Here is a 14649-nt window from a genome sequence, read left to right as displayed (position 1 = left end):
TATTATTCGCAATATAAATTACCAATCTTTATCTGTTTGTATTTGCACCCCTTTTGTTTTTTCGGCATTCATTTTTTCTTGAACCTTTTGTTCTTGGTTATTCATGGCCTCTAGCAAGTTTTTAATTTGCTGTGGCGACATTTGCCCTTGTTGTGGTTTAGGTTGTTGGGGTTGTTCTTTTTTATCTTGATCGCCTTGTCCAGGATCTTGTTTATCGTCTTTAGGCTTTCCATCTTCTTGTTCGTCTTGGTCGCCTTCCTTTTGATCCTGATCGCCCTGATCTTTATTATCCTGATCTTTTTGATCGCCTTCGTCTTGTTTGTCCTGATCCTTTTGATCTTGATCCTGATTATCTTTATTCTGATCTTGGTTTTGATCTTGATTGTCTTGGTTCTGGTCTTTATTCTGATCCTGATTATCGTTTTCGTTATTCTGATTGTCTTGCTTCTGCTGCTCGGCACATGCTTTGGCTAAGCCAAAATTATAACGCGTTTCGTTGTCTGAAGGATCGTTTCGCAATGCATTTTTATAAGCCTCAACAGCTTCCTTACACTGCTTATTTTGCATTAATATATTACCAATGTTGTGGTAAGCCTTATGTTTTTCTGGTTTGCTGGTTGCTTTAGCCGCAGCTTGTTGTAAACGGTATAAAGCTTCATCGTAGTTTCCTTTTTTAACATACGAAGTTCCTAAATTATAAAGTCCAGAAATATTGGTTTGTTCGTTAGAAATGGCTTTGCGATAAGCCATCTCGGCATCGACATAATTGTCGTTTTTCAGGTCTTCGTTGCCTTCAAAAACAAAGTTATTGGCTAGTCTTTTGGCGTTCTGCAATACTTCATCATTGTCTTGTGCAAAAGATGAAAACGAACAAAGTACCAAAACAAGTAATAGTATCTTTTTCATAACAAATACTCCAAAATCACCGAATATTACTAATTTTTTAGCGTTTTCTATCATAAGTTTTCGTTAAATAAGTTTAACTTCTTTAACCATGCTGTTTTACGATCTAATAAGAAAATGTCTATAAAAAGGAAAGCTATAGCTAGTGCTAAAAACCATTGAAACTGATCTTTAAAATCTGCAAATTGTTTGGCCTCGAACTCGGTTTTATCCATGCCATTTAAAAGGTCGCGGATCTCATCGACTACCACACTTGTTTGCCTTCCGTTAATGTAAACCCCATCGGCTTCTTGGGCGATATTCTTCAGGGTTTCTTCGTTAAGTCGAGTAATAACAGTTTCGCCATTACTATCCTTCTTATAATTGAGCGTAATGCCATTATGTTTTAGTGGTATTGGCCCGCCTTTAACATCGCCTACGCCTATGGTAAAAATTCTTATACCTTCTTCGGCAGCTTCTTCGGCTACTTTGGCAGCCATTTCGCTATGGTCTTCACCATCGGAAATAATAATTAACACTCTGTTGGTTTGCTCTTCGTCATCAAAATAGGTTTTCGCTAAATTAATCGCTTCATTAATCGCAGTACCTTGAGACGACAGCATATCTGTGTTCATATTTTGAAGAAACATTTTTGCCGAAGCATAATCTGTAGTAATGGGTAATTGCGGAAATGCTTTCCCAGCATAGGCAATAATACCCACACGGTCGCTCGCTAAATTATTGATGATTTGTGTTACTAATTGCTTGGCCTTTTCCAGACGATTAGGTGCGATATCTTCGGCCAACATACTTTTAGAAACGTCTACCGCAAACACGATATCTACACCTTCGCGTTTAACGGTTTCTAATTTGGTTCCTATTTTAGGGTTAACTAGCGCTACAGACAAACACGCAAACGCCAAACACAACATTATAAGTTTTAAAACCGACTTAAATAACGACCGATTTGGACTTAAACGTTGTAAAAGCGCTTTGTCTGCAAATTGTTTTTGTTTATGACGTTTCCAGAGTTGTAACGCCATAAATATGACAATAATTACAGGAATAATTGCCAAAACCCAAAACCATATTTTTTCTTCTAATTGATACATTATTTATATAAAACTTTTAAATATTGTGGAACGAAGTAAAATTTCCAGAATTAATAACAATCCGGCTAATAAAACTAAGGGACGGAATTTTTCTTCGTAATTATAATATTTAAATTCTTCGATATCTGTTTTTTCGAGCTTATTAATCTCTTCGTAAATTTCTTCGAGCTTTTTATTATCTGTTGCTCTAAAATACTTACCTCCTGTTACCGCTGCTATTTCTTGCAATAAAGCTTCGTCTATCTCTACTGGAACACGCCCATATTGAAACCTTCCGTTAGGTAACATGCCTATTGGTGACAAAGCCATACCGTTGGACCCTAAACCTATAGTATAGGTTTTGATTCCAAACTCAACCGCCATTTCGCTTGCTATTTTAGGATCTATAAACCCTGAGTTATTCACACCGTCTGTAAGTAAAATAATAACTTTACTTTTGGCTTTACTGTCTTTTAAACGATTTACAGAAGTTGCTAAACCCATACCAATGGCTGTACCGCCTTCTATAATATTATTGTATTTAATATCTTCTAAAGAACGAATTACGATAGCTTTATCGCTGGTAATTGGTGTTTTTGTATAACTTTCGCCAGCATACTCTACCAAACCAATACGATCATTAGGACGCTCTTTAATAAATTCTGCCGCAACTTCTTTTAAAGCTTCTAATCGGTTTGGTTTTAAATCTTTGGCCAGCATACTTGCCGAAACATCTATAGCCATTACAATATCGATACCCTTAGTGGTTTTTGTTCTGGAAGACACATCTACCGTTCGAGGTCTTGCCAATGCTGTTATTAGCAAAGCTAAAGCCAATAAGCGCAATACAAAAAGCAGATGTTTTAATTTAGGCAGCCACGATTGGGTAACTTTAAACCCTTTAATGCTCGACATCTTTAACTCGGCATTTTGCTTATTCTGTTTAAAAAGATACCAGATAATGGCTAATGGCAGTAATAAAAACAACCAAAATACCTGTTTGTTCAAAAATTCTATCCCTTCAAACATTATTGTGATTTTTTATTAAGTTCTACCGAATTTACTATACGCTCTGCCATTTCTTCGGCATAAACATCGCCATCTTTCCAACTTACTACAATTTGCTGCAATACATTTTGCGATGTAAAATGCAACATGATATAATGTGCCAAAATATAATTCTCGGTATTAGCAATAGGAACAAGGCCCGTACCATACGTTTTTAAACCCTCGGCGCCATTAGGCGTGGTAAACTTATCGCGTTTTACAGTAATATCGGTAACTTTATGAAGCTCGAACTGTTTAATGGCTTCTTCCGAGGCTTGGTTTAAATCTATCGTATTTTCTTGTGCTGCTCCATTTTGCTGACCTTGCTGTTGCGCATTAGGAGTTAAGGTTTTGGTTGTGTTTACCGTGATACTAAATAAATCTAAAATAGACCCGTAACCAAACACTGTAACCTGCACTTTATCTTTTAATTGATCTGGAATTGGGCTCTCCAAACGCTTTAACACCTTAGGTGTGGTAATGCTAATTAGCGGCACACCATAATCGCTGGTTACCCATTGCCCCTCTAGCAATTCTTTAGAATCGTGACCTAAAATGGTGTCTTTTGTATAATCGAAACCATATTTAATGGCAAAACCTGTAAAGGTCATGGCCAATAATACGATAGCCCCTACAACGGTTAACACAATTTTTTTACGCTTCTTTTTGCGTTCCTGTGCTTCTTTATATTGCTGATCTAAAAGTTTTTCTTCTTCATCTGGTTCTGGAAGGACTTCTTTTACATGATCTATTTCTACTTCGATTGTTTTTTTATCGAGTTCTGCCAACTGAATATCTGGTGCAGATTTAGCAAATTTCACCAAATCGGCACGTTTTAAAATGCTCTCGATATTTTTTATAGTTTCCTTGCTAAAATCTATTTGATTACCTTCTTTTAACAACTGAAGCCTCGCGATTAACTCATCGGTAGTACTTTCTAAGGCCCTATCGTATACTTTTTCATCTAGATATTTTCGAAGTACAAGTGTTAATTCGGAATAGTATTCTTTAATTTCGGAATGTTCTAGATAATGACTTTCATCTAGTTTTTGAAGCGCTAATTTTGCGCGTTCGTAAGGCGGTAATAAAGCAATTTCTTCGGCTTCGGTTAATGGTTTTTTACGCCAAATAAACCAGTACAGAATACCCCCAATAATTATTAAACCTAGTAAAATATACAGTGGTAATCGCCACCAGTTATTGTTTGTTTTTTCGACTTCAATAATTGGTTTAATATCGTAAAGTCCTTGCTTGGTAGTATCTATAACTACGTTATTAACTTCTACTTTTAACGAATCTGTAAACAGTGTTTTATTTCCTAAAACGACTTTTTGCGGCGGGATGGTATATTGCCCAGAATCGAATTGTGTTAAACCGTATTTTTTTATCAGGTTTAATTTATCATTCAGTTTGGTAGTATCTACAGCATAAGATTCTATAACCTCTAAAGGCATAAATGTTTGCCCTTCTGGAAACACAACAACACTGGTGGTATCGGTTACAACTTCTATTTTATAAGTGATTTGCGCACCAACTTTTATGTTTGTGGAATCTATACCAAACTTTAAGTCTTGTGCCGTGCTAAGGCTTGTAAATAAGCACAAAAACAAAAGGCTTAACAGACTGTTTTTTAATATAGGTTTTATGGTAAATTTATGGCTCTTCATACTTTTTAAGCGATTATCCTCTGCGTTTAAAATAGCCTAACAGTTTTTTAACATAACTTTCATCTACACGACAATCTATAGTTCCTGCTCCCGATTTTGCGAAACTGTCTTTATAATAATTAACTTTATCTTGATAGTATTTGCTGTAATTTTTTCTTACGGTTTTAGATGCGGTATTCACCAGCATTAATTCTCCAGTTTCTTCGTCCTGCATCTGTACCATACCTAAATTAGGAATGCTTTCTTCGTGTTTATCGTACACCCGAATACCAGTAACATCGTGGCGTCCCGAGGCTATTTTCAAAGTCTGTTTATAATCGTCTGCAATAAAATCGGACAGCACAAAAACTATGGCTCGCTTTTTCATTACGCTGGACAGAAACTTAAAAGCCTCGACAACATTTGTCTTCTTACTTTTTGGTTCGAACTCTATTAATTCGCGAATTATTCGTAATACATGCGATCGTCCCTTTTTGGGCGGAATGTATAATTCTATAGCATCGGAAAATAATACCAACCCTATTTTATCGTTATTCTGGGTTGCCGAAAATGCCAAGGTAGCCGCTATTTCTGTAACGACCTCGTTTTTAAATTGCTGAGCGGTACCAAACCATTCCGAGCCCGAAACATCTACCATAAGCATCATGGTTAATTCGCGCTCTTCTTCGAAAACTTTTATATAGGGTTCGTTATATCGTGCGGTAACATTCCAATCTATATTTCTAACATCGTCTCCAAATTGGTATTGGCGTACCTCACTAAAAGTCATACCACGCCCTTTAAAGGTAGAATGGTATTCTCCTCCAAAAATATGATTAGACAAACGGCGTGTCTTAATCTCTATCTTTCGTACTTTTTTTAGTAATTCTTTAGTGTCCATGTTTCAATTTACGATTGTGCTTTTTTGAAATAATAATCAAAAAAACGTCCTGCTTCATTCCTAAATTAAAAACAATTAAGGCACTTCTATTTCATTAACAATTTTGTTAATTATATCTACCGAAGTGATATTTTCTGCTTCGGCTTCGTAAGTAATTCCTATTCTATGGCGTAATACATCGTAAACTACAGCGCGAACATCTTCTGGAATAACGTAACCTCTACGTTTAATAAACGCATAACACTTGGCTGCCGTTGCTAAATTAATACTACCACGAGGCGATGCTCCGAAAGAAATTAAAGGTTTTAAATCTGCTAATCTGTATTTCTCTGGAAAACGGGTTGCAAAAATAATATCTAGAATATACTTCTCGATTTTTTCGTCCATATAGACTTCGCGAACCGCTTTTTGCGCGCTTAATATTTGCTCTGTAGATACTACTGGATTTACCTTCTCGAACGAACCGCTTAAATTAGCACGAACAATAAGTTGTTCTTCATCTAATTTAGGGTATTCTATAACCGTTTTTAGCATAAAACGGTCTACCTGAGCTTCTGGTAACGGATAGGTACCCTCTTGCTCGACCGGGTTTTGGGTTGCCATAACAAGAAACGGTTTATCTAAAATAAATGTTTCGTCGCCAATGGTAACTTGCTTTTCCTGCATGGCTTCTAACAACGCCGATTGTACTTTTGCAGGCGCCCTGTTTATCTCGTCTGCCAAAACAAAATTGGCAAAAATCGGTCCTTTTTTAATTGAAAAATCGTTGTCTTTTATATTGTAAATCAAGGTTCCCACAACATCGGCAGGTAATAAATCTGGTGTAAATTGTATACGACTAAAGCTTCCGTTTATAGCTTTAGACAGGGTATTAATGGCAAGCGTTTTTGCTAATCCAGGCACCCCTTCTAAAAGAATATGTCCTTGACCCAACAACCCAATTAATAAGCGTTCTACCATGTGTTTTTGACCAACAATTACTTTATTCATTTCTAAAGTAAGTAAGTCTACAAAAGCACTTTCTCTTTCTATCTTTTCATTAATCGATTTAATATCTATTGTAGTGGTATTATCCATTATCGTATTTTTTTAAAACCTCGAATATACTAAGCAATTTAACAGCCTGCAAATTGTTAATTTTTTTCTTGTGTCGCTGTTAACAATTGGTTAAAAATTAAAAAGCAGCACAATATGCCAATTTTATTAAAAATATTACACAGAAATTAACAGTTTTTATAACCAAACAATTATTTCTTATCAAAACCTACACTTGGCACAACTCATAAATTGCACAAGGATGTTTCGTTAACTATTTTTAGTTTTTATGTTGTTTTCAATAATAATTAACTCATATCGTTTACATTATTAACTGGTAATAATTATTTTTATAACTAAATCATTAGATTTCTTAATACATGAAAAATAAAATTGCTCTTATAACGGGCGCAACAAGTGGTATAGGAAGAGCTACAGCACATGAATTTGCCAAACATAATATAGACTTGATTCTTTGCGGCAGACGTTTGGAGCGTCTTCAAACCATAAAAAAAGCTTTAGAGAAAGAGGTCGATGTGCACATTTTAAATTTTGATGTTAGAGACAAAACACAAACTTTAAAAGCCATAGATTCCCTACCTGAAGCATTTTCCGAAATCGACATTTTAATCAATAATGCAGGTAATGCTCACGGACTAGACCCAATACAAACTGGAAATTTAGACGATTGGGACGCCATGATGGATATTAACGTGAAAGGCTTATTATATGTTAGTAAAGCCATAATTCCTGGCATGACAGCAAGGCAATCGGGGCACATTATTAATATTGGTTCTTCGGCAGGAAAAGAGGTATATCCCAACGGAAACGTATATTGCGGCAGTAAACATGCTGTATTAGCTATAACCGAAGGCATGCGCATAGATTTAAATCCCTATGGCATAAAAGTAGGCGCTATAAATCCAGGACTGGTAGAAACCGAATTTTCTAAAGTACGTTTTAAAGGCGATCCTATTGCCGACACTGTGTACAACGGCTTTCATGCCTTACAAGCGCAAGATATTGCAGAAATTATCTATTTTATGGTAAGTCGCCCAGACCATGTAAACATTGCCGACCTTTTGGTATTCCCTACAGCCCAAGCTAATTCTACCACTGTAAAGAAAAACTGATATGATTAACAAAAGGCTTCTTATTAAAAACCTATTGGCCCACAACGACGAAAATAGTTTTTATGATAAAAAGCGCAAAATTGATATTAGTGAAAAAGAAGGTAAAGCCAAATTCTTAAAACACATTTGTGCACTATCTAACAGCAACCCCAACAACAATTCGTTTATTGTGATTGGGGTTGAAGATGAAGACAACACAATTATAGGTGTCGATTTTTTTGATGATAGCAAAATTCAAAACCTCATTAACGCCTATCTTACCCATCCGCCAATTGTACAATACGAAAACATTCCGTTCCCACATTTACCAGACGATAAAGTTGTTGGTTTAGTAACCATTAGGGCCAACAATAAAATTACCTCGTTAAAAAAAAATATCTGGAAATATTACGGCGGTTCTGTATTTTTTAGAGATGGCAGTATAAGCATGCCCAAGGTATTCGACATTACATTAAAAGATGTAAATTCTAAAATTGTTGAAGCCATAGAAAACCATGCGCAAAACAATATAGAATATACTTTAAATGGTGTTTTCGACTTTTTAAAAAAACGAAAAGATTATCATCCTGAATACCGCGTGTTTAAAGAGTATTTTGTTATTTGCTGGGCAGGACAAAAAAAAGTGGTTAAAGACAAAACCTATTTCTCTAGGGTAGATATAGAATTAATAAACGAACAGGTGCGTTTATTTTTTTCGGAATTAGATGAAGTCGCCATAACTATAACAGACGATGCTTTTAATATCATAGAATATGTTCATTTAGGACTTCAGAACTCATACAGCTACTACCCACTTGAAGAAACAAACATCAGTTTTAACGAAAATGCCAGTTACCAAATACACACGAAATTACTGTTTAAACCACCTTTATTCGATAAAAAAGTACTGCATCATATTTACAATAGCAACAATGCCATTTTCAACAAATTAAAAAAAGGATTAACATTAAGTAAAAATGAACATGCCGATCTAAAAAACCTGCCTGCCACCTATCTTATTTGCTACTTAAACGATTTCCCGCAAGCACTAAACAAACTGCACGATATTAAACCCTACTTAAAAAATTACAGCGAGGACATCTACCAATTATACAAGGAATCTTTAAGGATTTTACGCAAGGTGAAGTATAGCTAATTTTAACTATACAAAATAGCCTACCAACTATATAATTTTTTATACCAACTATATAACTCTCTCTATAACTACTCTATTATATTATATATTTGTATTGCTATTAGTCAATAACTAAATACTAACCTTATTTCTCCCAACAAAAGCTTGGCATTGAAATAAGGTTTTTTTTTGCTCTAAACTAAAAAGGCACATTCATAAAATAGCTTCATTAAACCCAAAAAAGAGGTCTAAAAAATTAATTTTTCGTCAATCTGAATTTATTTAACGTCGTTGAATCTTCGATTTCAGATTCTCATAATTATTGATTTTTATTATGATGAGATTCTGTGGCAAGCACAGAATGACGCTTTAAAACTTTTTGGACAGCTTTTTTTATTTCTTTTTAGATTGATTATCATCTAAAAATATAGAAACCAATACATCTTATTAAGTCTCACCATTCCCAGAAAACTTACGCTCCAGTTCTTCTTGAAATTCTTCCATAACAGGGCGCACAGTACTTTCTGGCAAATCGGCTATTTTTATATACATTAAACCATCAACCGCATTATTAAACAAAGGGTCTACGTTAAAAGCCACTAATCTGGCATTTTGTTTAATGTATTTTTTAAGCAATACAGGCAATCTTAAATTCCCAGGTTCTACCTCATCAATAATCTTATCGAACTTATTTAAATCGGCTTCGGTAGCATCAAAAACAAAATCTTTATCGGCATCCTTCAGCTTCACTTTAAATTCCTTTTTTGGGTGTACATATTGCGCCACGTAAGGATCGTAATAATGTGATTTCATAAACTCAATCATTAAGGATTTCGAAAAATTAGAAAACTGATTGCTAATACTTACGCCACCAATTAAATATTTATGTTCTGGATAACGCAGTGTGGTATGTACGATGCCACGCCACAATAAAAATAATGGCATAGGCTTGAGCTGAAATTCCTTTACAATAAACGCGCGTCCCATTTCTATAGATTCGCTCATCATTTTATGCAATTCTGGCTCGAAACGAAATAAATCTTGAAGATAAAATCCGTCTATTCCGTATTTTTTATAAATCTGCGCGCCTAACCCCATACGGTATGCTCCAGCGATTACTTTTTGATCGTCGTCCCATAAAAACATGTGATGATAATAGGTGTCAAATTTATCTAAATCGATCGATTCATTAGTCCCTTCGCCTACAGCTCTAAAAGTAATTTCCCGTAAACGTCCTATCTCGCGCAGTACATTTGGTATTTGATCTGTTGTAGCCAAAAAGACTTCGTAATTTTTACTTTGCAATAACCTGCAATCGGCAGCACGTAACTGTTCAACCTCTTCGTTCATCAAAATGGTATCGACAGGTGTAACAATACGTTTCGGTAATTTAGTGGTTTTTAAAGTAGACGATAAGCTATTTAATATTTTAGATTTGTCTTCAAAAACATTGGCCAACATATAGGTTTTTCGCCTTAAAAACTCCGAGTATTCATGCAAAGTCGCATACTCTTTCTGATCGGCTACCGGTATGGGTTTTCCTATACGCACTTTTATAACACGACGCTTTTGCGTAAGCATTTCCGACGGTAATTTAGCTGTTCGCAAAGTGTCGTTAAGCTGAGACAATCTGTAAAACAATTTACTGTTTTTGGCGTGAAAATAAATAGGTACCACAGGTACTTCGGCACGTTTTACCAATTTTAACGCTGCTGCTTCCCAAGGTTTGTCTACCACTAATTTTCCTTCACGATATGTCGAAACCTCGCCCGCAGGAAATACACCTAACGGATGCCCTTCTTTTAAATGCAACAATGCATTTTTAAACCCTGCGACGCTAGATTTTACATCCTTGCGATCCTCGAAAGGATTTACAGGCATAATGTAAGGTTTTAATGGTGCTACGCGATGCAATAAAAAATTAGCTATAATTTTAAAATCGGCGCGCTGCTCTAACATTAATTTTAGCAATAAAATACCATCAATACCACCTAAAGGATGATTAGACACCGTAATGTAAGCGCCATCTTTTGGCAAACGTTTTAAGTCTTCCTCTGGAATTTCGAATTTAATATCGAATTCATCTAAAATACGATCTAGAAAAGCAATACCCTCTAAATGATTGTTCTCTTGATAAAAGGTATTTAATTTAGATATCCTTAAAAGCTTCATTAAGCTCCACCCCATAAAAGTACCCAGAAATCCATATTTCTCTAAATTAATAGCTTGGGCCACTTCACTTGCTGTTACTAATACTTTTTTGTCGTGTTTTGCCATGATAGCAAATGTAGTAAATTGTTTATTGAGTTACTATTTGTAATGTGTCTTGCGACCGTTGTTTTAATAAAATGGTTTTGTTGCTTTCTATTAAAGCAATGGCTTGGGTATTGTAATGCCTCACTGTATAAAGCGCCACATTGGTGGTGTATTGCACTTTAAACTTCTGTTGCAAATGTGCTACCACGTCTTGTAATGTATTGTAAAGATCGTCTACACAAACCGAAAATGTGATGGCTGAATTCTGAATGACATCAACTTTCATTTTAAAATGATGCAATAGTCTAAAAATGTCGCTAATATTTTCCTCTACAATGTATGAAAAATCTAAAGATGACAACTGTATTAACATCTGGTTTTTCTTTACAATATAACAAGGCACTTGCGGATGAATACCAGCTTGTGTATGGACTACAGTACCCACACCATCTGGATTTAAAAACGACTTTACATGCAACGGAATAGCCTTTTGCTGCAAGGGTTGTAAGGTTTTTGGGTGCATTACCGAAGCGCCATAAAATGCCAGCTCTATGGCCTCGTTATACGACATGCGCTCTAATAACTCTGGCGCTTCAAAATATCGCGGATCGGCATTTAATACCCCGGGCACATCTTTCCAAATAGTAACACTTTCGGCCTGCAAGCATGCGCCAAAAATGGCTGCAGTATAATCGCTGCCTTCGCGCCCTAAAGTTGTAGTAAACCCTTCAGCATTACTGGCTATAAAGCCTTGTGTTACCATAAGCTTGCCAGTTTCCGCTAAGGGCAAAATAAGGCGCTCTGTAACCTGCATATCTACTAAAGCGCGACGATAATTTGCATTGGTTTTAATATAATTTCGGGCATCTAACCAACTTACTTCGAGATCTATTTGATTGAGAAAATGACCAATAATTTGGGTCGAAAACAATTCGCCATAATGAATAATTTGGTCGTAACTAAAATCGTAATTGGTGTTGGTATTTGTTTCTAAAAATTGAAGCAGTGCTTTATAAGTAGTTTCAAATTGAAGCATTGCAGGATGCGCCTCGCTTAAAAACAACTCCAAAATAATTTGTTTATGATACTGTTTTACAACTTGTAAGGCCGCTTGTAGCCCTTGACCACCGTTTGCATACTGGTTTACTACCGCCTCTAAAGCATTCGTAGTTTTACCCATAGCCGATACTACAATTAAAGTATCGTTACTTCCATAATGCTTTACAATAGTGCCAAGGTTTTTTACAGCTTGAGCATCTTTAACAGAAGCACCACCAAATTTAAAAACCTTCATATTATAGTTTATCTACGTAGGCCCGAATGGCTTGCTCGTCCAGATGCACAACATCCCAATCTCGCAACACGCGTGCTCCTTTGCTTTCGTAAAACGAAATAGCACTTTCGTTCCAATCTAAAACTTCCCAATTAATGCGCTTAGCGCCACGACTATGGCCGTATTTAACAACTTCGTCTAACAAAGCCGAGCCAATACCTGTGCCGCGATACGCTTCATTTACAATTAAATCTTCTAAATGAATGATTGGGCCTTTCCAAGTAGAATATCTATTGTACACCAAAGCAATGCCTTTTATACCAGCAGCTACCTCGGCAACAAAACAGATAAAAAGCGGCGCATCTCCAAAACCATCGCGTTCTAAATCGCTAGCAGTTACTTCTACCGCATCGGGTTCGTTTTCAAAAATTGCCAATTCGTTAATCAATTGAAGAATTCCTGAGATATCTTCTTTTTTTGCCGCTCTAATTTTAAAATCCATAATCTTGTTTTGTGCCTGCAAAGATATAGAAAATTGAGTGGATTTTAATTGCATTTCAAACGTTGTAGTTTCGTAAAAAACACGATATTTGTACCAACCAACATCACAATTAATGAGTCAAAAAAACAAAACCCTCGGTGAGTTTATCATCGAAAACCAAGCTGCCTTTAGATACTCTTCGGGAGAATTATCCAGATTAATAAACTCTATACGATTAGCAGCTAAAGTAGTAAACCACGAAGTAAACAAAGCAGGATTAGTAGATATTATTGGTGCTGCTGGAGAAGTGAACATTCAAGGCGAAGACCAACAAAAATTAGACGTTTACGCCAACGACAAATTTATACAGACCTTAACCAATAGAAATATTGTTTGTGGTATTGCCAGCGAAGAAGAAGACGATTTTATTAGCATTAACAGTCAAGACTCCAATAACGGCAACAAATATGTTGTTTTAATAGATCCATTAGATGGCTCTTCTAATATTGATGTTAATGTATCTGTAGGGACTATTTTTTCGGTATACCGCCGTGTTACCCCCGTAGGAAGCCCTGTAACCATTGATGATTTTTTACAAAAAGGGAATCAGCAAGTAGCCGCTGGCTATGTTGTTTATGGTACCTCTACCATGTTGGTGTATACCACAGGAGCGGGTGTTAACGGATTTACCCTAAACCCAGCGATAGGCACCTTTTACCTGTCGCATCCAGACATGAGCTTTCCGTTAGATGGCCGAATTTATTCTTGTAACGAAGGTAATTACATTCATTTTCCACAAGGCATTAAAGATTACATAAAATATTGCCAGATGGAAGAAGGCGACCGCCCATATACTTCGCGATATATTGGCTCGTTAGTATCAGACTTTCACAGAAACATGATTAAAGGTGGTATTTATTTATACCCAAAAAGTTCTAAAAACGAAAAAGGAAAACTACGATTATTATACGAATGCAACCCAATGGCTTTTTTAGCAGAACAAGCCAACGGTAAGGCTAGCGATGGTTTTCAGCGTATTTTAGACATTCAACCTACCGAGCTACACGAACGTGTACCGTTTATTTGTGGCAGTAAACACATGGTTGAAAAAGCCGAAGAATTTATGCGCAATGCCAAATAAATAATTTTTAAGTGTAAAAAAAAGCGACCTTTTGGGTCGCTTTTTTAATATCTAATAATAGAGGACAAACCTAGCGGTTCATCATTTTTATTTCTTCTATAAATGTATCTAAATCTACACCGTTAGATACTAAAGTTAAAGCTTTATCGACTACGTACTTTACGTTTTCTGGCGAAAAACCTAATCCTATTCCTATTTTACGCAATAAGATTTCTTCGTTATCACCTTTAATATGGTCTACATACACCATACGCGCCAAGTCGTATAAACGCTCTAAACGGTTAATGTACAAGGTTGGTGGGTTAATAGGATGCGATTTATAATCCTTTAAAATTAGCTCGTAATCGTGCTCGTTTATGTGCAAGTTTCTAGCTAATCGGTCTAAAAACGCTTTTTCATCATCAGAGATAATACCATCGTCCATAGCTACACGTACAATGGCGGCAAAATGATCTTCGTTACGTTTTTTAAATCCACTATCAAATAAATCTGAAAATGACATATATTTTGGTTTTTTAATCGTGCAAAGATAATTAAACTTCTATCGTTTTATAACGAAACTTTGCTTTTTTTGTAATCGTTCGTACAAGCTTTTATCGCATAACGCTTAAATTAGAAGGCTTTAAAACAAAGTACATAAAAAACATTA

13 protein-coding genes are annotated in these 14649 nt (G+C 35.8%); 3 read left to right on the top strand and 10 right to left on the bottom strand.

Translation table 11 applies throughout. The annotated features are described in order from the left end of the window. Window positions 1-18 precede the first annotated feature (18 nt). The 6 genes from ACR9EA_RS00850 to ACR9EA_RS00825 form a co-directional block, all read right to left on the bottom strand. The gene (locus ACR9EA_RS00850; protein ID WP_435136142.1) at window positions 19-906 is read right to left on the bottom strand and encodes a tetratricopeptide repeat protein; all 888 of its coding nucleotides are present in this window, start codon (window positions 904-906) and stop codon (window positions 19-21) included. A gap of 50 nt (window positions 907-956) precedes the next feature. Further along, window positions 957-1994 (bottom strand): vWA domain-containing protein, encoded by a 1038-nt coding sequence (locus ACR9EA_RS00845; RefSeq protein ID WP_435136139.1) that lies wholly within the window; start codon window positions 1992-1994, stop codon window positions 957-959. Window positions 1995-1997: 3 nt separating this feature from the next. Then, entirely contained in the window at window positions 1998-3002 is a 1005-nt protein-coding gene (locus ACR9EA_RS00840; RefSeq protein ID WP_435136136.1) for a vWA domain-containing protein, read from the bottom strand. Further along, entirely contained in the window at window positions 3002-4687 is a 1686-nt protein-coding gene (locus ACR9EA_RS00835; RefSeq protein WP_435136133.1) for a hypothetical protein, read from the bottom strand. The genes ACR9EA_RS00840 and ACR9EA_RS00835 overlap by 1 nt, the downstream gene beginning before the upstream one ends. A 13-nt stretch (window positions 4688-4700) precedes the next feature. Next, window positions 4701-5567, bottom strand: a complete 867-nt coding sequence (locus ACR9EA_RS00830) for a DUF58 domain-containing protein (protein ID WP_435136130.1) — start codon at window positions 5565-5567, stop codon at window positions 4701-4703. Window positions 5568-5642: 75 nt separating this feature from the next. Beyond that, entirely contained in the window at window positions 5643-6644 is a 1002-nt protein-coding gene (locus ACR9EA_RS00825) for an AAA family ATPase (RefSeq protein WP_435136127.1), read from the bottom strand. 338 nt (window positions 6645-6982) lie between these two features. Between ACR9EA_RS00825 and ACR9EA_RS00820 the strand changes: the two genes are divergently transcribed. Both ACR9EA_RS00820 and ACR9EA_RS00815 read left to right on the top strand, forming a co-directional pair. Then, the gene (locus ACR9EA_RS00820; protein WP_435136124.1) at window positions 6983-7735 is read left to right on the top strand and encodes an SDR family NAD(P)-dependent oxidoreductase; all 753 of its coding nucleotides are present in this window, start codon (window positions 6983-6985) and stop codon (window positions 7733-7735) included. Window position 7736: 1 nt separating this feature from the next. Continuing rightward, the gene (locus ACR9EA_RS00815; protein ID WP_435136121.1) at window positions 7737-8870 is read left to right on the top strand and encodes an ATP-binding protein; all 1134 of its coding nucleotides are present in this window, start codon (window positions 7737-7739) and stop codon (window positions 8868-8870) included. 426 nt (window positions 8871-9296) lie between these two features. On the opposite strand, the gene ACR9EA_RS00810 is transcribed toward ACR9EA_RS00815, so the two are convergent. The 3 genes from ACR9EA_RS00810 to ACR9EA_RS00800 are packed head-to-tail and all read right to left on the bottom strand — an operon-like array spanning window position 9297 to window position 12880. Then, window positions 9297-11126, bottom strand: coding sequence for a GNAT family N-acyltransferase (locus ACR9EA_RS00810; RefSeq protein ID WP_435136118.1), 1830 nt, complete (start codon window positions 11124-11126; stop codon window positions 9297-9299). 22 nt (window positions 11127-11148) lie between these two features. After that, entirely contained in the window at window positions 11149-12399 is a 1251-nt protein-coding gene (locus ACR9EA_RS00805) for an aspartate kinase (protein WP_435136116.1), read from the bottom strand. 1 nt (window position 12400) lies between these two features. Next, window positions 12401-12880 (bottom strand): GNAT family N-acetyltransferase, encoded by a 480-nt coding sequence (locus ACR9EA_RS00800; protein ID WP_435136113.1) that lies wholly within the window; start codon window positions 12878-12880, stop codon window positions 12401-12403. A 112-nt stretch (window positions 12881-12992) separates the two neighbouring features. Between ACR9EA_RS00800 and fbp the strand changes: the two genes are divergently transcribed. Further along, the gene (fbp, locus tag ACR9EA_RS00795) at window positions 12993-14000 is read left to right on the top strand and encodes a class 1 fructose-bisphosphatase (RefSeq protein WP_435136110.1); all 1008 of its coding nucleotides are present in this window, start codon (window positions 12993-12995) and stop codon (window positions 13998-14000) included. A 70-nt stretch (window positions 14001-14070) separates the two neighbouring features. Here the strand turns inward: fbp and ACR9EA_RS00790 are convergent, their stop codons facing one another. After that, a complete protein-coding gene (locus tag ACR9EA_RS00790) occupies window positions 14071-14502 on the bottom strand; it encodes a TerB family tellurite resistance protein (RefSeq protein WP_435136107.1) in 432 nt (143 codons plus the stop codon). Window positions 14503-14649: the final 147 nt, after the last annotated feature.

Source organism: Formosa sp. A9 (assembly GCF_051200825.1).
In the GTDB taxonomy this organism is placed as follows: Bacteria; Bacteroidota; Bacteroidia; order Flavobacteriales; family Flavobacteriaceae; genus Formosa.
The sequence above is the reverse complement of the archived record's forward strand: the minus strand, read 5'-3'. Positions and strand labels throughout refer to the sequence as shown.